Annotated in this window: 17 protein-coding genes; 12 read left to right on the top strand and 5 right to left on the bottom strand. The window is 68.0% G+C overall.

Translation table 11 applies throughout. The annotated features are described in order from the left end of the window. Positions 1-13: 13 nt before the first annotated feature. The 5 genes from gcvT (at position 14) to IPJ78_12505 (ending at position 5,541) form a co-directional block, all read left to right on the top strand. The gene (gene gcvT / locus IPJ78_12525) at positions 14-1,129 is read left to right on the top strand and encodes a glycine cleavage system aminomethyltransferase GcvT (GenBank protein ID MBK7907366.1); all 1,116 of its coding nucleotides are present in this window, start codon (positions 14-16) and stop codon (positions 1,127-1,129) included. A gap of 108 nt (positions 1,130-1,237) precedes the next feature. Next, positions 1,238-2,668 (top strand): sigma-54-dependent Fis family transcriptional regulator, encoded by a 1,431-nt coding sequence (locus IPJ78_12520; protein ID MBK7907365.1) that lies wholly within the window; start codon positions 1,238-1,240, stop codon positions 2,666-2,668. Then, on the top strand, positions 2,665-2,838 hold the full coding sequence (locus IPJ78_12515) for a hypothetical protein (protein ID MBK7907364.1): 174 nt from the start codon (positions 2,665-2,667) through the stop codon (positions 2,836-2,838). The genes IPJ78_12520 and IPJ78_12515 overlap by 4 nt, the downstream gene beginning before the upstream one ends. Positions 2,839-3,059: 221 nt before the next feature. Beyond that, on the top strand, positions 3,060-3,806 hold the full coding sequence (locus IPJ78_12510; protein ID MBK7907363.1) for a hypothetical protein: 747 nt from the start codon (positions 3,060-3,062) through the stop codon (positions 3,804-3,806). A 397-nt stretch (positions 3,807-4,203) separates the two neighbouring features. Next, on the top strand, positions 4,204-5,541 hold the full coding sequence (locus IPJ78_12505; GenBank protein ID MBK7907362.1) for an HD-GYP domain-containing protein: 1,338 nt from the start codon (positions 4,204-4,206) through the stop codon (positions 5,539-5,541). Positions 5,542-5,559: 18 nt separating this feature from the next. Here the strand turns inward: IPJ78_12505 and IPJ78_12500 are convergent, their stop codons facing one another. The 3 genes from IPJ78_12500 to IPJ78_12490 all read right to left on the bottom strand — a co-directional run bounded on the left by IPJ78_12500 (position 5,560) and on the right by IPJ78_12490 (position 10,752). Then, positions 5,560-8,658: an AAA family ATPase gene (locus IPJ78_12500; protein ID MBK7907361.1), complete on the bottom strand. Its 3,099-nt coding sequence runs from the start codon at positions 8,656-8,658 to the stop codon at positions 5,560-5,562. Positions 8,659-8,847: 189 nt separating this feature from the next. After that, on the bottom strand, positions 8,848-9,882 hold the full coding sequence (locus IPJ78_12495) for a MoxR family ATPase (protein MBK7907360.1): 1,035 nt from the start codon (positions 9,880-9,882) through the stop codon (positions 8,848-8,850). A gap of 96 nt (positions 9,883-9,978) precedes the next feature. Further along, positions 9,979-10,752 carry a sigma-70 family RNA polymerase sigma factor gene (locus IPJ78_12490; protein MBK7907359.1) on the bottom strand — a complete coding sequence of 258 codons (774 nt, stop codon included), beginning with the start codon at positions 10,750-10,752 and terminating at the stop codon, positions 9,979-9,981. A gap of 573 nt (positions 10,753-11,325) precedes the next feature. Between IPJ78_12490 and IPJ78_12485 the strand changes: the two genes are divergently transcribed. The 5 genes from IPJ78_12485 (at position 11,326) to IPJ78_12465 (ending at position 15,639) form a co-directional block, all read left to right on the top strand. Next, positions 11,326-11,601, top strand: a complete 276-nt coding sequence (locus tag IPJ78_12485) for a hypothetical protein (protein MBK7907358.1) — start codon at positions 11,326-11,328, stop codon at positions 11,599-11,601. An 81-nt stretch (positions 11,602-11,682) separates the two neighbouring features. Then, a complete protein-coding gene (locus IPJ78_12480; protein ID MBK7907357.1) occupies positions 11,683-12,375 on the top strand; it encodes a hypothetical protein in 693 nt (230 codons plus the stop codon). Between the two features lie 43 nt (positions 12,376-12,418). Further along, complete coding sequence (locus IPJ78_12475; protein ID MBK7907356.1) at positions 12,419-12,652, top strand: DUF2188 domain-containing protein; 234 nt, start codon at positions 12,419-12,421, stop codon at positions 12,650-12,652. A 37-nt stretch (positions 12,653-12,689) separates the two neighbouring features. Continuing rightward, entirely contained in the window at positions 12,690-12,857 is a 168-nt protein-coding gene (locus IPJ78_12470) for a hypothetical protein (GenBank protein ID MBK7907355.1), read from the top strand. A gap of 661 nt (positions 12,858-13,518) precedes the next feature. Then, the gene (locus IPJ78_12465) at positions 13,519-15,639 is read left to right on the top strand and encodes a transposase (protein MBK7907354.1); all 2,121 of its coding nucleotides are present in this window, start codon (positions 13,519-13,521) and stop codon (positions 15,637-15,639) included. Positions 15,640-15,652: 13 nt separating this feature from the next. On the opposite strand, the gene IPJ78_12460 is transcribed toward IPJ78_12465, so the two are convergent. Beyond that, the gene (locus IPJ78_12460) at positions 15,653-16,648 is read right to left on the bottom strand and encodes a hypothetical protein (GenBank protein MBK7907353.1); all 996 of its coding nucleotides are present in this window, start codon (positions 16,646-16,648) and stop codon (positions 15,653-15,655) included. Here IPJ78_12460 and IPJ78_12455 point away from each other — a divergent pair. Beyond that, positions 16,642-17,190, top strand: coding sequence for a VOC family protein (locus IPJ78_12455; protein MBK7907352.1), 549 nt, complete (start codon positions 16,642-16,644; stop codon positions 17,188-17,190). The genes IPJ78_12460 and IPJ78_12455 overlap by 7 nt on opposite strands. Here IPJ78_12455 and IPJ78_12450 read toward each other — a convergent pair. Continuing rightward, the gene (locus IPJ78_12450; protein ID MBK7907351.1) at positions 17,156-18,676 is read right to left on the bottom strand and encodes a hypothetical protein; all 1,521 of its coding nucleotides are present in this window, start codon (positions 18,674-18,676) and stop codon (positions 17,156-17,158) included. The two genes, IPJ78_12455 and IPJ78_12450, sit on opposite strands and share 35 nt — an antisense overlap. A gap of 204 nt (positions 18,677-18,880) precedes the next feature. Here IPJ78_12450 and IPJ78_12445 point away from each other — a divergent pair, with 204 nt between their 5' ends. Continuing rightward, positions 18,881-21,319, top strand: coding sequence for an ABC transporter permease (locus IPJ78_12445; protein ID MBK7907350.1), 2,439 nt, complete (start codon positions 18,881-18,883; stop codon positions 21,317-21,319). Positions 21,320-21,429 lie beyond the last annotated feature (110 nt).

Here is a 21,429-nt window from a genome sequence, read left to right as displayed (position 1 = left end):
GGACCGCCCCCTCATGTCCGACGCCTCGACCGGCCCGCTCAAGCGGACCCCCTTCTTCGACCTCCACGTCGCCGCGGGCGCCAAGATGGTCGCCTTCGCCGGCTTCGAGATGCCCATCCAGTACCCGGGCGGCATCACCGCCGAGCACAACATCGTCCGCAATGGCTGCGGCGTGTTCGACGTGAGCCACATGGGCGAGTTCATCATCAAGGGGAAGCAGGCGATCGACTTCGTCACCTACGTGACGACCAACGACGTCGCCGCCCTCGCCGACGGGCAGGTCCACTACTCCGGCATCCTCACCGAGCAGGGCACCTTCGTGGACGACTGCCTCGTCTACCGCTACGCCGCCGACCACCTGATGATGGTCGTGAACGGCTCCAACAAGGACAAGGACCTCAAGCACATCCAGCAGTACGTCGGCCGCTTCGATTGCGTCCTCACCGACGTGAGCGACGACATCGGCCTCCTCGCCGTGCAGGGCCCGAAGGCGCAGGAGATCCTGCAGGCGATGACGCCCAAGGCGCTCGACGAGATCAAGTACTACTGGTTCACCGAGACCACCGTCGCCGGCATCCCGATGACCCTCTCGCGCACCGGCTACACCGGCGAGGACGGCTTCGAGCTCTACCACGACGTGAAGCACTCGGCGCAGCTCTGGAAGGCGCTCATGGACACCGGCCGCATCCAGCCCGTCGCCCTCGGCTGCCGCGACTCGCTGCGCCTGGAGATGGGGATGGCGCTCTACGGCAACGACATCGACGACACCTACACCCCGCTCGACGCCGGACTCGGCTGGCTCGTGAAGATGAAGAAGGGCGACTTCGTCGGCCGCGCCGCGCTCGAAGCGCAGAAGGCCGCCGGCGTCCCCCGCAAGCTCGTCGGCTTCACCTTCACCGAGAAGGCGATCCCGCGGCACGGCTACCCGGTGTTCGTGAACGGCGCGCAGAGCGGCGTGGTGATGAGCGGCATCATGTCGCCGAGCGTCGGCTGCGGACTCGGCACCGCGTACGTGCCGGCGGCGCATGCGAAGGAAGGGAACACCCTCGAGGTGGAGATCCGCGGCAAGCGGGTGGTGGGGACGATCACGGGGTTCCCGTTCTGGAAGCGCGGGACCGTGAAGAGATGAAGGTGGAAGGTTGAAGGATGAAAGTGGGACGCCCCCCGCATCCGTCCCCCGCATCCCGCACCAGAGCACTTTCCACCTTCATCCTTCAGCTTTCATCCACTCAGCTCAATGACCGTCCTCATCACGCTGACCGACGTCGAACCCGCCGTCCGCCTCAATGCGCTCCTCGAGGCCGACGGGGTCAAGACGTTCGTCGTGAGCCCGATGGACGACCTGCCACGCGAGATCAAGCGCGCCAAGCCGGACGTGATCGTCTTCACCGGCGCGCTGCTCGACCCGCAGACCCTCGGCCTCGTGCGCGACCAGCTCTGGGGCGGGGCGAGCGTGATCGGCCTGGCCGACGTCGGCGACCCCGCCGTCGAGCAGCGCCTGCGCTCGCTCGGCTTCGCCGAGGTGCTCAACAAGCCGGTGAGCCCTGACGCGCTGCGCGCGAGCGTGCACGCGCTCCTCGAGCGGCAGCGGATCACGCGCGAGACCGGGCTCTGGGGCGAGAGCGAGGCGGTGCGCCAGGTGCTCGTGCAGGTGGCGCAGATGGCGCCGGTGTCGAGCACCGTGCTCATCGAGGGCGAGAGCGGCACCGGCAAGGAACTCGTCGCGCGCGCGATCGCGCGGATGAGCCCGCGCCGCAACAAGCCGTTCATCGCCGTGAACGTCGGCGCGCTCCCCGAGACGCTGCTCGAGAGCGAGCTCTTCGGGCACGAGAAGGGCGCGTTCACCGGCGCCGCCGAGCGACGGATCGGCCGCTTCGAGCTCGCGACCGGCGGGACGCTGTTCCTCGACGAGATCGGCGAGATCCCGTCGAGCACGCAGGTGAAGCTCCTGCGCGTGCTCGAGGAGCGCGAGGTGACGCGGGTGGGCGGGACGCAGAGCATCCCCGTCGATGTGCGGGTGGTGGCGGCGACCAACCGTCCGCTGCAGGAGAGCGTGGAGCGGGGGCAGTTCCGCGCCGACCTCTTCTACCGGCTCAACGTGCTGCGGATCTACCTCCCGCCGCTCCGCGAACGCCGCGGCGACATCCCGCTGCTCGTCCGCCGCTTCGTGCAGGAGTTCTCCGAGGAGCACGACCGCGAGTTCCACGGCATCTCGGCCGAGGCGATGCAGGCGCTGGTGAGCTATGCCTGGCCGGGGAACGTGCGCGAGCTGCGCAACCTGATCGAGAGCATGGTCGTGCTGGCGACCGGCCGCGAGATCGGGATCGCCGACATCCCCGCGCAGATCCGGGAGACCGGGGCCGACCGATTGCTTCCCGTGCCGATCGGTCCGATCGTGCGCGAGGAGGGTCGGGCCGAGGGTCGGGAGCTGGAGTTCATCGTCCGGAGCCTGGTGGAGATGAAGCTCCAGCTCGAGGAGCTGCGGCGCCGGGTGGACGAGGACCGGGTGGTGATCGCGCAGGTGGCCGGGGGGATGTCGGCCGGCTCGGCGCAGGGGTTCGGCCCCGGGCGGGAGGTGCTGGGGGGCGGGATGGTGGCGGTGCCCGGGTGGGGAGCGCCGGCCGGCGGGGTGGAGCCGATGGGGCTTTCGACCCTCCCAACACGGTGACCATCACCCCTGGCATGACGATGGTGGAGGTCGAGAAGGCGGTGATCCTGGCCACGTTGCGCGAAACGCGGGGCAATCGTCGTAAAGCGGCCGAGATCCTGGACATCGGGGAGCGGACGCTGTACCGGAAGCTGAAGGAGTATCATGTCCCCGATCGCTTCGGGGAGTAGGGAGGGGTGTCTCCGGGCCCCGTGACGTATGGGGTTTCGGTTCGTATTCGAGATGAGACATTGGCGGACTGGCGCGCGGTGACCGGTCCGACGACATATGAGAGGCGGTCCGTCGGGTTCGGGCCGTGAGAGCGCAGTGCACCGATTCTCGCCAGTTCCCGACCGTCATCGCATTTCTGCAAGGACCCGTGACGCCGCAACCGCACCCCCAGTCGCCAGGAATGTCGGGCTCGCCGATCGCGGGTTCCGTCCTGCCGTTGCAGCGGGCGGAGGAGCTGATCGCGTCGCTGCAGGACGTGGTGAGCGTGCGGATCACGGCGACCGACAGCGGGTCGGTGGATGCGATCCACGTGTTGGTGACGGGGGACACGCCGCCGAAGAACGTGGTGCGCAATATTGAGAGCGCGCTGATGGCGCAGCTCGGTCTCCGGGTGGATCACCGGAAGATCTCGATCGCCGCGACGAGCAAGCGGAACACGCCGGTCGCGGCATTGCCAGTGGTGGAGGACGCGGTGAAGCTGGGTCGCCCGGTCTACTTCGAGGACGTGGAGGTCCGGGGCTCGCGCACGCGCGGCGTCACCTGCAAGGTGACGCTGCGGATCGGCGCGGAGCAGTTCGCCGGCGAGGCCGAGGAGTGGTTGCAGAGCGACCGGAGCCGGGTGGACACGGCGGCGCGGGCGGCGCTGATGGCGCTGGGGATGGCCGGTCCGATCAGCGGGTTGTTCTCGCTGGAGGGGGCGCGGGTGATCACGGCGTTCGAGCGCGAGTTCGTGTTCGCGGCGGTGATGGCGCGTCAGGGTCGCGAGCAGGTGCTGCTGACGGGGAGCTGCGAGATCCGGGACAGCGCGGAGACCGCGGCGGTGCTGGCGGTGCTGGACGCGACGAACCGGTGGATGGGTCCTGCGGCGGCGCAGATGCTGCAGGCGACGACGGGCCAGGCAGATGATCGACGCGGCGGAGGCCGCTGAGGGATAGGGAAGGGGAAGACGAGGTCAACGCGCGCGGCGTCGGGGTGAATCCCTGGCGCCGCGTCGGTGCCAGAAGGGGTAAGGAGTACGGGAAAGCAGGCAAGTGCTCGTGCGGGTGAAGGATTTCACCTGAACAGAGAGGAGCAAGGGAACCCCCCGTTCTCTCCATAGCGGAGAGAACCGAGCGGTACGCGTCACACGGGACGCATGAGCGGAGCCGAACTAAGTGGAATGGCCGACCGGAATATTCGGTCCATCTCTACGAAGGGAGGTGATTCTCAATGTCGATCATCACGTCGCTGGTTAGCGCGATCTGCGCGCTGGTGCTGGGCGATTCGATCGTCTGGAGTTGAGTAGTTGAAAGAGGACGGGGGGTCCTCGCTTCCCTTGAAATCACATGAGTGAGAAACGGCTAAGCACGATCGTAACGATGGTCGCAATCGGCGCCTTCTCGTCGGCGGTTGCGGTGCTTCTCTTGTCGGCTGCGCCCGATGCGCGCCACTGGGAAGCGGCCGGATTCTTCATCATGCTCGGCCTGCTCGCCTCGGCGCTGGGGTATCAGACCTCTGCTGCCACGACGGGGAACATCGGGTTCTTGCCGTATCTGAGCGTTGCTCTAGTGGCGCCGAACGCGGCAGCAGTCGCCACGGTGCTCGTCGGTGTGTCCGGAGCTGAGCTAATTGCTCGCCGCGCGCCGTTGAAGGCCATCTTCAACGTCTCACAGTTCGTCTTCGCCCAGGCAATTGCGATCGTCGCATACCTGTTGGTAGGAGGCGAGTCGGTGCTCGACGCGCGACCGTCGCTGGTCGCCCTGTCGGTGCTTGTCGGCTCATTCCTGAGTCTCAACAAGCTCGCCGTTAGCACGGTTATCGCTATCTCGGCTGGTCGCGACACGCGGTCGACCTGGTATCGACACATGCAGTCGTCGATCATCTACGATCTGCTTGCGTTCCCCCTGATCTACGTCTTTGCAGAGGTGTATGTGCGCGGCGGCGCACTCGTTGCTGCGGCGCTCGCTCTCCCGATGCTCGGTGTGCGACAGCTCTACAAGACAAATGTCGCGCTGGAGAAGATGAACGAGGAGCTGTTGCAGTTGATGGTCGCCGCAATCGAAGCGCGAGATCCGTACACGTCTGGGCACTCGCAACGAGTCTCGCGGTTCGCGCGTGTAATCGCTCGAGCGTCCGGAATGAGCGGAAAGCAAGTCGATCGGATCGCCATCGCTGCGCTGTTGCACGACGTCGGAAAGATTCACGAAGAGTTCGCGCCTATCCTTCGAAAGCCGGGACGCTTGACCGACGCCGAGTTCGAGATCATGAAATCTCACCCGGAGAAAGGGGCGCGGCTCATCGGAAAGGTCACGCACTTCCTCGACCTCGTACCACTCGTCGAAGCTCACCACGAATCGTGGCACGGTCGCGGCTATCCCAAGCGCCTGAAGGAAGACGAGATTCCCATCGGTGCGCGCATCATTGCGCTCGCGGACACCATTGACGCGATGAGCACCTCACGTCCTTATCGCGAGGCACTCGGTCCCGACATCGTGCGCGCGGAGATTGCCGCAGAGAGCGGGAGGCAGTTCGATCCTCAGCTGTGCGAAGCTATTCTCTTGCCTGTCGCATGGGCGGAAGTGGTGCGCGAGATTCGGATCGCGACAACCGAGTACCCGGTGGCGCCGTCGCGATCCGATGTCATTCAGATCACGGCAGCGTCGCGCAACTCATCTCGCGCCTGACCCGAATCGCGCGGTAGCCTAGCACGCGTGTCGGCGGAGTTCGAGGAAGGCGGACGCTATCGGACCTTGACGATTAGTGGTCCTGCGAACGAGATAGTCGGCGCGAAGAGCGTCCGCGCGGCCGTCGAACCCAAGCGCCCGCAGTGCCGCGACTACTGAGTCTGCTGCGGAGTCCAGTGCCCAGTGCGCTGCGGATTCCCGGACCCCTTTCTCCGCCGTCTCAAGTGCCCTGAGGGCCAGAGATCGGTTCCCCGATTGGGCAGCAGCCAGTGCAATGCAGGCTGACTCGACTGCACGCCTCTGACTCATGACGTCATCGAAGACGCTCTCGCACCGATCTGAGTAGAGACGAACTGCTTCGCTGCACTGCCCCACTGCAGTTAGGTACCGAGCGGCCGCGTGCCGGAGAGCTCGATCTCGTTCATCGCTCATCACGCCCTCGCTCCAGTGTTGCGCCCGATCGATCCAGTTCTTCGCTTCTTCGGGGACCCCGGCGTCGAGGTACCCGAATGCCAAGCCCAATGCCGCGCTGGCGGCGGCCGAGGGAACGCCTGCGTCGAGCGCCACCGCAACTGAACTGCGCGCGAGTTCAACCGCGCGCTCCACATCACCGACGATGCGCATGGCCACTGCAGCGTGTCGTAGGACCACCGCGCGATTGTGGCCGACCAATAGTGGAAGCTCCGGAGAACTCAGTCGGTCTACCAGAAGGCGTACGGCGATCGGTGTACCAAACTCCGCCTCGAAGATCAACTGTGTCCACAACTGAAGCCACTCAGTCGATTCGTCGACCGCTGCGTCGTGTGAGGAAGAGAGAAACTGTTTCGCGAGGGAGCGATCATGGTTGCACGCGATGCGGATGCCAACGTTGGCGCATCGGTGTCTCTGTTCAGCAGGAACCGCACGGTCATGGGAGAGCGCAAGAAGCTCGTCGATTTCTTCGAGAGCACCGTTGTGCGCTCGCCATTTTGCTTCTGCTAGGATTGCGATGGCTTCCGCGCGACGCGCGGCATAGTTCTCCGAGTGACGAGGCAAGGAGCGCAGTCCGGCTTGGCAAGACAGGACGGCGGCGGCTGACTGATCGGCGCCCAGTTGTGCTGCGGCGAGGTCAATGCTGATTCTTGCGACGTCGGATGGGTCGTTCGCAAGGTCAAGTGCCTTTGTGAATGCCTGTGCCCCGAGGGCTGGAAGTCCGATCGAAACGAGCCGTGCGCCGGAACCGCTGAAGCAGGCGATCGCCTCCGAGCGGCTGCCAGCGATTGAGAAGAGGTGGCCAAGATGCCACTCGCTCTGGGGGCCGACGGCATTGACAGGTGCGGTGGTGAGCTCGTGTGCGCATTCGTACGCAAGAGCGGCTCTGGTGGCCCGCGGCATCTCGTGGTCGACCGCTTCGCGCCAACATTCGTGAAGGCCGAGGATGCCTTCGGTGGAAAGCGACAGCAGGCCGTCGTTCTCGAGCGCCTCAACATCGGTGCTCACGGGCGCAGCGCCCGCTCGCGAAAGAGCGAATAGTCTCGGCGGCGTCGCAAAGGGTCCTAGGAGAAGAATGAGCCGAAGTAGGCGAACCTGGCTCTGGCTTAGTAGTGCGCAACGCTCCTCGATAAGGGATGTCAGCGTGAGTGTTCGCGCGCCCGTCTCGAGTGCGTCAGGTGTGTGCGCCGTGAGTTCCTTGATGAAGAGTGGGTTGCCGCCCCCAATGAGCGCGAGTCGCTCGCCGTCCTCAGCCGAGAGAGCCCGTGAAGTAGAGTTGGCAAAGGACGCCGCCAGCTCGCGTGACTCGTCGAGAGTCAGTGGGGGGATGTGGATGCGAGCCGCGGTCAGACGACCCGCACCGGAGTCGGAACTTTCGGCTATCCAGTGCGAGCGTGCAGTGCCAACAGCAACGAGAGGAGCTCGATGCCGCAGTGCAAGAAGGTGCTGGATCGCGACCAGGGAAGCGGGGTCTGCATTGTGAAGGTCGTCGAAGTGGACGAACACAGGGCCTTCCTCGGCGACTGAGAGCGCCACCGTCGCGAGAGCCCATGCGATCTGGTCCAGAGAGATGTTCGCGGCAGATCCAACGATGTCTGAGTTTGCTGAGGTGGCGTTCTCAACGAGGCGACGAACAAGAGCCATCGCGGCAGGATCGGCGGCGGCGGCGCCGGGTAGGTCATGGAACGCGGATGCTGTCGCGACTGCGAGTCCCAGGGGCAGGTCGGCGCGCGCGTCATCCGCTCGAACGGCGACTGCTCGGAACCCCTTGAGGATCGCGTAGTTGCTGATTTCCTCGCAGAGTCGCGACTTGCCGATGCCGGGGGCCCCGTGGAGTACCAAGGAGCCACCATTTCCCCCCACGGCCTGCTCGATCAATGCCGTGAGACGGCGCATCGGATGCGCCCGACCAACAAGTGGCACGTGCGATGCCGAGCGTGCGTTCCGGTCCACTACCCGATCCGTTATGCGCCGGCGCAGTACCATCGCAGGGAACGCAATGCGATTGGAGAGGTCGCCGAGCTCGTCGACATACCTGTCCAACAGTTCGACTGCAATGGCTTTCGATCCGGTCATCGCGATGCTCTCCGCCTTCGCAAGCGTCCCCTCCTCGTTGAGCGGATCGGATAGGAGCAGGAGGTCAGCCAAGCGCTCGACCTCGGGCCAACGCCCTTCGGAACGTGCCAAGGCGACCTTGCGCAGTGTTGCTGCGCGGAAGCGTGTCGCGACGGAGGCGCGTACTTGCTCAAGCCAGCGGGCGTACTCCCCCGCGAGCTGGGGATCGAAGTGCGGAAGGAAGGTCGCCGCTTGTTCCGAGTAGTCATCAACCGTCAGTGCGGGGTTCTTCTCTGCCAAACCTGTGAGGTCGCATCGCACCGAGCTGGCGGGAATGGAGATGAGGTCACCGTCCTCCAACGTCTCAATCCCCGCCTGCCGCAACCGATACAACATCTGCCGCAGATTGTGCCTCGCCTTGACCGGATCCGACCCCGGCCAGAACATCTCGCACAACGCATCCCGCGACGACGGCTCCCCCGCCCGCACGCACAGGTAGACCGCAAGCGCGAACAGCCCCTCCGTCTTCGGCGTCAGGCGCTTCCGCCCGACCACGATCTCTGCCGCCCCAAGCGTCCGAACCTCGATCACCTGGCTCCCTCCCCGGTAGCCGTCCGGTCCCATGTTGTTGTGCCGCCGTCATCGCACCGTCACCGACCCTGCCCGGGGGCAGAGAGTACCGTCACCGGCCGAGCACGGCAACCTTCCCACGAGACGGAAAAGGGGGGCGGGATGCGACCAGCGCATTCCGTCCCCCTCGAATCCCGCGTGAACGCGGCCTCAGCCCTTCCGGCCCCGTCCCCCGAGCGCGAGCACCTTCTCGATCCCCACTCCTTCCGCCTCCGCCTGGAAGTTCATCACCACGCGGTGTCGGAGCACGGAGAACGCGACGGCATCCACATCCTCGAGGTCGGGCACGCTGCGGCCGTCCATCGCCGCGCGGCTCTTGGCGCCCAACACAAGGTTCTGGCCGGCGCGCGGGCCGGCGCCGAACGAGACGTACTTCTTCACCAGCGCCGTCGCGCTCGGGTCGTCCGGACGCGTCGCGCGCGCCAGGCCCACCGCGTAGCTCACGAGCGACGGCGGCGCCGGGATGCGGCGCACCAGGCGCTGCATCTCGCGGATGGTCTCCGCCGGGAGCACCGGCTTCACGTCGCCCTTCATCACGCCCGTCGTCGAGGAGACGATCATCTCCTCCTCGTCCACGCTCGGATAGCCCATCCGCAGCTCGTACATGAAGCGGTCGAGCTGCGCCTCGGGGAGGTGGTACGTGCCTTCCTGCTCGATCGGGTTCTGCGTCGCGAGCACGAAGAACGGGTCGGGCGGGACGTACGTCTTGCCGGCCACCGTCACCGTCTTCTCCTGCATCGCCTGCAGCAGCGCGGCCTGCGTCTTCGGTGGGGCGCGGTTGATCTCGTCGGCGAGGACGATGTTCCCGAACACCGGACCCTTCGAGAAGATGAACGAGCGCTTGCCCGTCCCGTGGTCCTCCTCGAGCAGCTCGGTGCCGGTGATGTCGCTCGGCATGAGGTCGGGCGTGAACTGGATGCGCGAGAACTCCATGTCGAGCGCCTGCGCGATGGTCTGGATCAGCAGCGTCTTCGCCAACCCCGGCACGCCCACCAGCAGCACATGGCCGCCGCCGAGGATGGCCGAGATCATGTTGTCGACGATCTCGTGCTGCCCGACGATCCGCTGGCCGATCTGCGCCGCGATCTCGCCACGCGCCTTGGCGAGGCGGGCGAGCAGCTCGAGGTCACGCTGGTCTGTCTGGGTCTGCTGGGACACGGGACTCCGGTGCGGATGGTCGCTCATCCTACGGCGACGGGGAATCTAACGCTGGAATCCCGGGTCGGGGACGCCCGTGCCAAGGCCCTGCAGCGGAGCCCGATGATCCGCCGGCAGACCGCGTCAGCTCGCGCGGAGTCGAGGTACCGGGCCGTCGGGGAAGGCGGCCACCTTGGAGGTGAGCAGGCGGGCGGACTTGAGGTCGTCGATGCGGAAGCCGGCGCGGGTGAAGGCGCGGCGGAGATCCTCCATCGCCAGCCGGTAGTGCGTGTTGATCGTGCCGACGCTCAGGCCTAGGGCGACGGCGACGTCCTTGTAGCTGCGGCGCTCCTCATGGATGCGGCGTAGGACCTCCCGGCGCTGCCGCGGCATGACCGCGAGGGCAAGGTCGAGGACGTCGGCGGCCGTGTAGACGCGCGTCGGCTGCTCGGTGGCCGACATGGTCTGCGCGTCGATCTCCTCTTCGGCATCGGCCAGCGAGACTCTCGGGGCCTGAGCCTTGAGCGTGTCGACCACGACGTGGTGCACGACGCCGAAGATGTACTGGTCCGTCCGCTGCTCGGGTGTGAGCCTCGCCCACCGGGTCCAGAGGTCCGACATCGCCTCCCCGACGGCGTCCTCGGCGGCGTCGCGATCGAGGAAGCGCGCCGCGTAGTCCCGGAGACGTCCGTACAGCCGGTCGTACGCCTCGACGAAGCGCCGCTCCGCCTCAACCGGGGTCTCGGTCGGCGTCCCGGGGGGGTGTCGGTCCGGGTCTCGGCGAGCCCCCCTGGCGACGCGCCGCCGACCAACTGGATGGCGGCATTCCGTTCGGTCTTCTGGCGAGCCGGTCGCATGGGGGTCTGGGGAAAAGGTTGGAGCGAGTGCCTCTACTTGTATATCTGGCGGGAAGGCCAATTCGGATGAATGCCTGTTTGGCCGACAAAACTCGCCAAAATGGCATTCATAGAAATCGACCCTCAAAACAGATATACAAGTAGAGGGAACAGTCCGGCGATCACGTGAGTCCTCCGCTGATCTGGCCGGTGCCGCAGCGGCAAGCAGGGTAAGGACGCCGCCAGTTGCGTGGAAGGGACCGGAAACCGAGTCCGAACGACCGCCACGCGACATCCATGAGCTCCGGCGCGACCGCTCATGTGCTGCGAGGCGACTCCCACGAGCCACAAGGCAGCTCTCATGCGCTGCGAGGCGGCTCCCATCACCTGCGAGGCGACTCCCATGAACTGCGAATCGACTGCATCGAGCTGTGAAGCGACTGCACCGAGCTGCGAAGCGACTGCACCGAGCTGCGAAGCGACTGCACGGAGCTGTGAAGCGACTGCACGGAGCTGCGAAGCGACTGCACGGAGCTGCGAAGCGACTGTACCGAGCTGCGAAGCGACTGCACCGAGCTGCGAGGCGACTGCCACCGACTGCGAAGCGAGTCATCCGAGGTGCGAACCGACGGCTCTGAGCGGCGAGACGACGGCAATGAACCGCGAGGAGACTGCCATAAGCGCCGACGCGACTGAATTGCGGCGCGCTCCGACCCCGGCGAGAAGCAAAACGAGTGCCACGCGCTCCGAAGCGATTTCGGTGCGCTGGGAATCGACGCCGACGGACTCCGAGCCGACTGCTCATGCGCTGTACGGCGACTCGAATGCGCTGCGACGCGACTCCAATGAACCGCGACGCGACTCCAATGCGCGACAACGCGACTTCCAGGCACAGGAAGGCGAGCGCGAGCACGATCGCCGCAAGCGGTAGCGGGGAATCCGCCGCCCGTGGCGGACGCACGCGGGCGGAGGGCAGGTCCATTGCGTCCACTCACAACCATAGGGGGAGTAGATGATCGCGAAGCAGAAGCAGTTGCTCGAGACGTTCGTGCGGGTGCAGGCGTTCACGGTGGCGCACCCGGTCACGGGGCCGCTGAGTTACGGCACCGCGCCGGAGACGCTGAACGAGGTGGTGCCTCGCATCCGGGAACACGCCAGCATGCAGCTCACCGGCAGCGCGCGCAGCCGTGCGGAGCGGCACGTGATGGCGAAGCTGGTCAGGCAGTTGCTGGTGCGGCACATGCGCCCGATCGCGGCGATCGCGCGCGCGCAGTTCGGTTCGGACTCCAACGAGCGCATGCCGGTCGCGATCAAGATGCCGCCGGCCGGCCTCGGGGTGACGAGGGTCCTCCAGGCGTGCGGGAGCATGATCACCGCGGCTCGGCCCTTCGAGGCCGTGTTCATCGCCAACGGCCTGCCGGCGGACTTCCTCGCCCGGTGCACCGCCGTGCGCGACGAGCTCGAGGCGATGCTCAGCGAGCGGGCCGCGATGGTCGGCGCGCACGTGGGCGCTCGCGCGGGCCTGGCGGTGGAGATCCGTCGCGGCCGCAACGCGGTCGACCGGCTCGACGCCGTGGTGAAGGCGGCGTTCGACGGCGACGAGGAGACGCTCGCGAAGTGGCGCGCCGCGAAGCGCGTCCACCAGCTCACCGGCGGCGCCGCCGTGCGCGACTCGGAGGCGGCGCCGCTGCCGCAGGCGGCGTAGGGCCAGCACCACCCACCACCACCCATCACCAGGAGGAGGAGCGATGAAGCGAGGGGAAGGCGTCCACACCGTGCCTGCGGCGAACGGCGCGGGCTGGTGGAACAAGGTCAGCGGCCGCGTGGCGTCGAGGCACGGGCGCAAGGCAGAGGCGGTGGCCGCGGGCCGCGAGATCGCGCGCGGGCTGCGGGTGGAGCACACGATCCACCGCGAGGACGGGCAGATCGCGGAGAAGAACTCGTACGGGAACGATCCGTGCCCGCCCGGGGACGGACAGTAGGGACCCGCTGGAAAACTCAACCAACAGGGGCGGTCGAATGTCGGAGCCGAAGCGCAGGTCGGGGGACGTGACGGGCAAGCCGCGGGGAGTGCAGGCCCTCTTGGGCGCGCCGATCGCGATGGGAGGGGCGCTCGCGACGGTGCATCCGGCGAATGCGCTGCTGGCGGCGATGAGTGATCCGCCCGATGTGGGGCGGCAGAGGTAGCAGGACGGCGGGAGAACTACAGGGCGGTCAGCGGCGTGGGTGCCGCTGGCCGCCTTGGTGCTTCCGCGACGCGCGTCTACGCGGACGGGAATGTGCTGGGCCGTCGGTGGGAAGGCCGGGTAGCCGCATCGAACTCCCCGTGTGGAGTGGGAGAGCAGCCTCACTCGGGGCCGGCAAGTCATCCACAAGATCTTCGACTGCGCGAACACCGAGGAACTCTCGCGGACGCCCGCGTCGACGGGGCCTATCCGGTCTTCTCTGTGTGAAGCCATACTCACCCTGAGGATTGGAGATGGCCAAGGCAAAGGAGCCCCCCGGAGTTCGACCCCGCGGCGATGGATGCGGTGATCCGGAAGACCAAGACGCCGGAGGACCTCTCGGCGCCTTTCCGGTTCATGCAGAAACGGATCGCCGAGCGGATTCTCGCGGGCGAGCTGACCGGCTGATTGGGGTACGCCGCGGGGGAGGAGATGCCGGCGGGGCAGGCGAATCACCGGAACAGGGCGACCTCGAAGACGGTGCTGACCGAGTCCGGGGTGCTGCCGCTCGAGATCCCGCGGGACCGCGAGGGCACGTTCCGGCCGCAGCGGGTCCCGACGGGGGGCCGGCGGCTCCTTCAGTTCAACGCGAACGTGCTCTCGCTCTACGCGCGGGCGTCTCGGTGCGCGAGAGCCAGGCGCACCTGGAGCAGCTCGATCAGGTCGAGGTCTCCCCGAGCGTGATCAGCGCGGTGACGGCCGAGGTGATGGAGGAGGAGACCGCCTGGCAGCAGCGGCCGCTGGACCGCATCGACCCGGTCGTGATCTTCGACCTCCGAATCGGGCAGACCGAGGGGGCCGACTTCTTTCTCCGCGTGATGACCGAGCTCAAGAGCCGCGGGGTCGAGGACATCCTGATCGCCCTCGTCGATGGCCTGGTCGGCTTCCCGGACGCGATCACGACGGTCTTCCCGCAGGCGCAGGTGCACGACGGCGCCGTGCACCTGGTCCGGCAGCGCCTCAACTTGGGAGCTGGAAGGAGCGGAAGGCGGTCGCGGCGGCGCGGGACTCACGCTGGAGGGCCGTCATGCCGTATCTCGCCATGCTCTTCGGCAGTCGCTTCACGGATCACACCTGATCACCGACCGGCCTCAGACACAGGAATCCGCAGAGGCCCGGTCCCACCCTCACGTCGAGGGACGAACGGCCGCCTCGGTGGGACGACCATCATCAGCGCCAGACACGTATCGGGCGGCGACGCCGTACGTTGCGACATGACACTCCTGCTTCGCGCCATCGCGCTCACCGCCGTTGCGTTCCCCCTCACGGCGCAGGACGGACGCGCCGACCTGTGCATCACCGATGCCGCGGTGATCTCACCGGCGCCGGTACCAGCAGAGACCCGACCGCGCACGGCCACGGTCTGCGTGCGGGATGGCCGCATCCTTTCCGTCGAGCCGCAGCGGCCGGCGATGGCCGCACGCGAGACGATCGATGGGCGCGGTCGCTTCCTGATCCCGGGGCTGATCGACAGCCACGTGCACCTCTACCACGCCCCCGGCCTCGATCGCCGCTACACCGCGCGCCATGCCGAACTGATGGGCGCGTACCAGACGCAACTGCCCCGCAGCTTCCTGGCCTATGGTTTCACCAGCGTCGTCGAATTGAACTCGGTGTCGTCCGCGAATCGGCGCTTCGAGTCCGCGCCGCTGCATCCCGACCTGTTCCATTGCGGGCAGGGACTGGTGCTGTCGAACGACTTCATGGCGACGGACTTCGATGATCCGTCGGAGTTCCTGGTCGCGTTCTCGAACTTCCTGCACGATCGGTTCACCACGCCGGAGCTCCCACCGGGATTCGACCCCGCGGCGCACACCCCGGCCGCGACCGTCGGGCGGATCGCCGAGGAGGGCGGGCGCTGCGTGAAGCTCTACCACGAGGAGGCATTGTGGTGGCCGGGACCGGAGCGGCCGGACTTCCGCCTGCCGTCCCTCGAGATCGTGCGCGAGGTCGTCGCCGAGGCACATCGGCGCGGAATGCCCGTCGTGATGCATGCGACCACGCCCGCAGGTCAGCGTCTCGCGCTCGCGGGCGGTGTCGACGTCCTCGCACACGGCCTCTGGGAGTGGCCAGGCTCCTTTCGCGCCGGCGGTGAGGTGCCCAGCGACGTCACGGCGCTCACCGATTCGCTCGCGAGCAGCACGGTCTGCATCCAGCCGACCGCGATGACACTCCTCGGCACCGCCACCTTGTTCGATCCCGAGTTCCTCGAGCAGGGTGGCCTGCGTGAGGTCCTCTCCAGCAACTACCTCGACTACCTTCGGACGGAAGCGCAGGTGCAGCGTGCCCTGTTCCTCAGGCGCTTCGGATCGCAGATCAGCGCGACACCGATGTCCGTGGATGCGCTCGCGGTCGAGGCCACGCGGATCCTCGCGCACGTCAATGCGCGGTTCGCGCGAGAGGTCGCGCGTTGGGCGGCGAGTGGCGCCTGCCTCCTGCTCGGCTCCGATACCGCGGTCGGTGGATTCGGATGGAGCCAGCCACCCGGGCTCGCGGGATTCCTCGAGATGCAGACGTGGGCGCGCAATGGCATCCCGCTCGCGCAGATCCTCCACGCCGCCACGCGCGGGAACGCGCGCGCATTCCGCCTCGCGGATGAACTGGGCTCCATCGAGACCGGCAAACGCGCCAACCTGCTGCTGCTGCGCGACGACCCCCTGCGCTCGATCGAGGCGTACCGAGGCATCGACCTGGTGATCCTCGGTGGCCGCGTCCTTGAACGTGCCACGCTGCTGGCCCCCTGAGAGCCGGCGGCGATCACCGCCGCCGGTGCATGCGATAGATCGTGTTGGTCCTCCACGAACGCCCGCCGTCGACCGACGAGTCGTCGATCCATTCGATCCCGCCGTCCGGCTGCCTGGTGATCGTGATGCGGGAGTGCAATGGGCTGGTGAGCACGAGGCGGCCGTCGGCGTCGAAGTCTCCTTCATACACGTGGATGTATCCCGACTCACTGTCGAGGATCGCCGCGCGATAGCGGGACCCAGGACCGAAGTGCGAAAGGACGATGCGAAACTCCACGCCACTCGCCGCCCCACGGAGCTCGAGATACCGATCGCCGAGCCCGGCGGTGAAGTCGAGCGGGATCGGAGGACCCTTGGACAGGCGCCCATCGGCGCCGGCCTCCCAGGGTTCGGCGTCCCACGCACCGGAGAGAAAGCGCAGTCGATCGAAGCCATCCGCGCTCGAGGCCGCGGGTGCCACCTGGTATCGGTCCGTGACACGCCAGGTCTCACCGCGATCGGGCGAGTACGACCCGATCCACGCGAAGCCTCCGGTCGATACCGGCTGCAACGTGATCCGGAAGTACTGCGGGTTCGTCAGCACCAAGCGGCCAGCCGAATCGAAATCCCCCTCGTACACATCGAACACGCCGGATCGTTCGTCGAGGATCGCCAGTGCATAGCGGCGATCGCTCGTGGAGTAGGAGATGAGCAGCTCAAAGGCCGGCCCTCCCATCCTGCCCGTGAGGCGCAGATACTTCCCATTCAGGAACGGCTCGACCGCGAGCGGTGCCGTCGGCGCCATCCCGGCAGAGTCCGTAGCGGCGGCGGGACGCACGAGCGCCCACCTCCCCACGAGGAACTGCAATCGCTCCAGTCCGGCGCGATGGGCGACCGGCGGTGACGTCGGCGGCGACGCGCCGTCGGGCGCGAGCCGCGAGCTCGGCCTCTGCGCGCCGTGAGTGGAACAAGCGAGCGAGGCGAGGAGGGCCACCACCGTGGAGAGCCGGGTCAGGAGTGCACGTGACATCGAGCGCGATCCTCAGCGTGGGAGGTGCGCAAGATGTCGAACGCGACCGCGTCTCGGTCGCCGAAGTGACGGACGGTCGGATCGAGGGGTGCAATGCGGCTCCCGAGGCCGCGCGCGCACACACATGTCGGAGGGAGGGGAGCATGATCAGACTGGATGGCATCGACCATGTCGCACTTGCGGTGCGGGACATCGACGACTCGGTCGCGTGGTACCAGCGGGTTCTCGGCCTCGAGCGCTTGCACCAGGAGGTGTGGGGTGACTTTCCGGCCGTCGTTGGCATCGGATCTACCGCGCTTGCGCTGTTCCCCTTGCCGAGCGAGGAGGCCGACGTGAGGCCAGGGAAGCGCTCGCTGGCGATCCGGCATGTCGCCTTCCGGGCGAGTGCTCAGGCGTTCCTGGATGCGCAGCGTCACCTGAAGGACCTGGGCATCGAGTACCGACAGGAAGACCACCAGATCGCGCATTCCATCTATCTGCGCGACCCGAACGGCCACGAGCTCGAGATCACCACGTACGAGGTGGCTCCGCGAGAGGCATAGACGGACGTCGGTCACGGACGGGCGCCACCCCCTCCACGTGGTCCTCGCGAACGGATGCGGGACCCATCGCGGCGAAGCTGCCCGCGCGACGGAGCTCTGCCACCCATCGCGTGGACTCGAGCCAGTCGTCGAGGATCCGGCGTGCCTCGATCCCGCCCTCCTCGACGAAGGCGAGCACGAGCGCGTCCGTGCTGGAGCCCGTCGCCCGCGTCGCGTCGACATGCCGACGGAGGGCCCGGTCGAAGGCGGCCTCACCCAGGACCTCGTACAGGCGCGCGAACATGAGGCGACCGACCCCGTAGGAATGGTCGGTCATCCGTTCGGCGCCATAGCGTCGGAGCGGCACTTGTCCGCAGGGGACGTCGGCCGTGCACTCGGCGACCAGTCGCGTGGCGACGCGCTCCCAGGCTGCGGAGTCGTCGGCCCAACCGTCAAGCTCGCGCGCGAGACGATCCTGCAGGAACATCGCGAGGCCTTCGTCCCAGCGCGGACTCGGTGCGTCGAGGTCCCGCGCGTTCCATAGATGCGCGAGCTCGTGGTAGAGCGGCCCGAGCGCCGCCCCCGCGCGGAACGCGTCCGCCTCCTGGATGATCCCGCCGGTGAGGCTCGCCTGCGAGCCCCAGCCGTCGGGGATCTCCATGATGGACAGGGCGAGCGGCGCGTCGAGGGGGTCGAGGATCGTTCGGAGTCGCGCGGTGGCGCTGTGCGTGGCACGGAGCACGCGCGCGGCGCCGCTCGAGTCGGTGGGGAAGTGGTAGACGCGGACGCCGTCCGATTCGGCGACGCGGTAGGGAGCGATCGCGACGAGGAGGAAGGGCGCCGGTCCGCGGCTCCGATACCGCCAGGTGGAGGTGCTGCCGTCGGTGGTGCGCCCGACCATCTCGCCGCCGGACGCGACGGTCAGGTCCGACGACACCGTCAGCGCGATGTCGAACGCGAAGGGCCCCCGCGGAGCACCGCGGAGCGCCGTGAGCGACGGGACGCCGACCACGGGGAAGGCGAAGGCATCCTCGCGCAGGATGGTGAACTCGCGCGCGATGCGGTCCCGGACGTACTGCATCCCCACCTCGGTGTATCCGGCGACCGGGCCGTCGTAGTCCACGGTGAGGCGCACGGTGGCGCCGGGCGGCACCGCGCTCGGCAGATCGACCGTGACGGCGTTCACCTGGAAGATGCGCATCTCCTCGAAGCTCACGACCTGCTGGCGGACGGAGGCGGGTGCGCCGTCCGCGATCCGCGCGCCACGCACGTGCATCACCCGGTTGAGGAGGAGAGGGACCTGGCGGAGTGGCGTCGCCGATGCGTTGCGCAGGGTGAGCGTGACGGCGCCGTCGAGGGTCTCCGCATCATGATCGATGCGCGCGACGAGCGCGAGATGCGTGACCTGCGGCAGCGTCGCGCCGCGCGACGATGGTGCCTGGGCGCGGCCGGCTCGTCCGCCCGCGCAGGAGAACGCGACCGACAGGACCAGCATCCGTGCGACCATGGTGCGACTCCGGGCGGTGAGGGGGCGAGTGCTCGTTCGACATCACCGCGCGACGGAAGGATGCGTCGGGCCGGTCCAAGTGACGAGCGCCCGCCCAGCCGTGACGAATGACCGTTCAGGGTGCCCGCAGCGAGAAGCCCGCGGCGAGTCCGCTTCGTACAGTGAGCAGAAGCCGAACCCCCGTCCCGCACCGCCAGGTCCTCCATGAAGACGCTCCTGCACGACTTCCGACTCGCCGGCCGGCTGCTGGTGAAGTACCCACTCTTCACCACGATCGTGATCCTCACGATGGCCGTCGCCATCGGCCTCAACACGGCGGTCTTCTCGGCGGTGGAGGCGCTGCTGCTGCGGCCGTTGCCGGGCACCGCGGCGCCGGAGCGGATCGTGCAAGTCTTCCGCACCGCGCCGGGGATCCCGTTCGGCTCGAGTTCGGTGCCGCACTACCTCGACGTGCGCGAACGCACCGGCGACGTCCTCTCCGGCGTCGCGACCTGGTCCTTCGCCCCGTTCAACATCTCGTCGGGCGAGCGTCCGCAGCAGCTGATGGGGATGGTCGTCTCGGCCAACTACTTCGCCACGCTCGGGGCGCGACCAGCCCACGGGCGATTCTTCGTCGACGAGGAGGATGCCGGGCGCGGCGCGCACCCCGTGGTGGTGCTGAGTGCGACGGGCGCGCGGACGCTCTTCGGCGATGCGCGCGACGCGGTCGGCGAGGAGATCTTCCTCAACGGGCGCACGATGCAGGTGGTGGGCGTGGCGGCGCCGGAGTTCCGCGGCGTCCTCCCGGTCATCGATCCGGTGGGCTGGGTGCCTCTGATGCAGATGGAGGCGATCATGCCGGAGCGCGCGGGGGCGCTCGATCGCCGCGGCAACAACTTCATGAACGTGGTGGCGCGACTGCGGGACGGCGTGAGCCGCGAGCAGGCCGCCGCCCGCCTCACCGCCGTCAACGCCGAACTCGCCGCGCTCCATCCCGACGACTACGCCAAGAGCGGCATGCGCCTCGTGCTGCAGTCCGAGGCCGGCATCCATCCGTCGTTCCGGTCGGCACAGGTGGGGCTCTCAGCCGTGATCATGACGGTCGTGGGACTCCTCCTGCTGGTGGCCTGCGTGAACGTCTCCAATCTCTTCCTCGCGCGAGCGAACGACCGCGCCCGCGAGATGGCGATCCGCCTCGCGCTCGGCGCGTCGCGCGCGCAGCTCGTGCGGCAGCTGCTCGTGGAGAGCCTCGTGTTCTCGCTCCTCGCCGGGGCCGCGGGGTTGCTCGTGGCGTCGCTCGCGATCGGGTTCGCGAACCAGATCTCGCTCCCCATGGCCATCAGCTTCCGTCCCGACCTCCGACTCAACCCCACCGTGCTCGGCTTCACGTTCGGCGTGACGGTGATCGCCGGCGTGCTCTTCGGCCTCGCGCCGGCGCTGCAGGCCACGCGGCCGTCGCTCGTGCCCGCCCTCAAGGGAGAGGCCGCGGGGGGCGGCGGGCGGTCGCGGGTGCAGCGCGGGCTCATCGTCGCGCAGATGGCGCTCTCCATCATCCTGCTCACCTGCGCCGGCCTCTTCGTCTCCAATCTGCGTGCCGCCACCACGCTGGACGTTGGTTTCACACTCGCTGGGGCGGCGACGGCGACCGTCTCCCCGTCCCTGCAGGGGTACGACCGCGCCCGCACCGAGCGGTTCTACGCCTCGCTGTTCGAGCGGCTGCGCGCGGAGCCCGGGGTTCGCGCCGTCGGCATGATCGACGCGCTCCCGCTCGGCATCGGCAGCTCGGATCGCCTGGTGGAGATCCCGGGGTACGTCGCTGCCGAAGGGGAGGGGATGCACATCCACTATGGGCGCATCAGTCCCGACTACTTCGCGGCGATGGACACGCCGATCCGCCGCGGGCGCGCCTTCACCGCACAGGACGACAGCGCCGCCGTGCCGGTGGTGGTCGTCAACGAGCGCTTCGTCGAGCGGTTCTGGCCGGGAACGGAGCCGCTCGGCCGCACGGTGCGCACCGCCGGGCGCGACTTCACGGTGGTGGGGGTGGTGCCCACCGGGAAGTACATGTCGCTCGGCGAGGAGCCGCGGGCGTTCATGTTCTTCCCGCAGGCGCAGTACTGGACCTCCGCCATGCAGATGGTGGTGCGGGGCGACCGCGATCCGCAGGAGCTCGTGCGACTGCTCCGCGAAGGGGTCGCCGCCCTCGACCCACAGCTGCCGGTGGTGAGCCCGCAGCCGCTCGCCGCGCAGCTCGGCACCGCACTGCTTCCGGCGCGGCTCGCGGGGGGCGCGCTGGGACTCTTCGGCGCGCTCGGTCTCCTGCTGGCGGGGGTGGGCATCTACGGCGTGATGGCGCACTCGGTGGGGCAACGCACGCGTGAGATCGGCATCCGCATCGCACTCGGGGCGACGTCGCAGCGCGTGGTGCGTCTCGTGATGGGGCAGGGCCTGCGCCAGGTGCTGCTCGGCAGCGTGATCGGCATCGCCGGTGCCGCGGCCTCGTTCACGCTCATCCGCGGCGTGCTCTACGGCACCGGACCGACGACCGTCGCGACCTTCGTGGTCGCACCACTCGTGCTGCTCGCCGTGGCGACGCTGGCGCTCTTCGTGCCAGCGCGTCGGGCGGCGCGACTCGACCCGCAGGTCGCGCTGCGGCACGATTGACGGCGCGATGCCTGCGCGGGCGCCTTCGGCCCCGCCGCGGCATCGACGTCGCACGCGACCACCCCCACAAAGAACAAGGGCGACCCGCATCGCAGGCCGCCCGATCTCGC

It is taken from the genome of Gemmatimonadota bacterium (genome assembly GCA_016714015.1).
In the GTDB taxonomy this organism is placed as follows: Bacteria; Gemmatimonadota; Gemmatimonadetes; order Gemmatimonadales; family Gemmatimonadaceae; genus Pseudogemmatithrix.
This window is presented reverse-complemented; position numbering and strand designations above follow the sequence as displayed.

Bases quoted from the DNA above. Each gene is read 5' to 3' on its own strand.
- IPJ78_12495 (MBK7907360.1), bottom strand. From the start codon at position 9,882: ATGAGCGACCATCCGCACCGGAGTCCCGTGTCCCAGCAGACCCAGACA.
- IPJ78_12460 (MBK7907353.1), bottom strand. From the start codon at position 16,648: ATGTCACGTGCACTCCTGACCCGGCTCTCCACGGTGGTGGCCCTCCTC.
- IPJ78_12480 (MBK7907357.1), top strand. From the start codon at position 11,683: ATGATCGCGAAGCAGAAGCAGTTGCTCGAGACGTTCGTGCGGGTGCAG.
- IPJ78_12485 (MBK7907358.1), top strand. From the start codon at position 11,326: ATGAACCGCGAGGAGACTGCCATAAGCGCCGACGCGACTGAATTGCGG.
- IPJ78_12505 (MBK7907362.1), top strand. From the start codon at position 4,204: ATGAGTGAGAAACGGCTAAGCACGATCGTAACGATGGTCGCAATCGGC.
- IPJ78_12510 (MBK7907363.1), top strand. From the start codon at position 3,060: ATGTCGGGCTCGCCGATCGCGGGTTCCGTCCTGCCGTTGCAGCGGGCG.
- IPJ78_12445 (MBK7907350.1), top strand. From the start codon at position 18,881: ATGAAGACGCTCCTGCACGACTTCCGACTCGCCGGCCGGCTGCTGGTG.
- IPJ78_12450 (MBK7907351.1), bottom strand. From the start codon at position 18,676: ATGGTCGCACGGATGCTGGTCCTGTCGGTCGCGTTCTCCTGCGCGGGC.
- gcvT (MBK7907366.1), top strand. From the start codon at position 14: ATGTCCGACGCCTCGACCGGCCCGCTCAAGCGGACCCCCTTCTTCGAC.
- IPJ78_12520 (MBK7907365.1), top strand. From the start codon at position 1,238: ATGACCGTCCTCATCACGCTGACCGACGTCGAACCCGCCGTCCGCCTC.
- IPJ78_12470 (MBK7907355.1), top strand. From the start codon at position 12,690: ATGTCGGAGCCGAAGCGCAGGTCGGGGGACGTGACGGGCAAGCCGCGG.
- IPJ78_12475 (MBK7907356.1), top strand. From the start codon at position 12,419: ATGAAGCGAGGGGAAGGCGTCCACACCGTGCCTGCGGCGAACGGCGCG.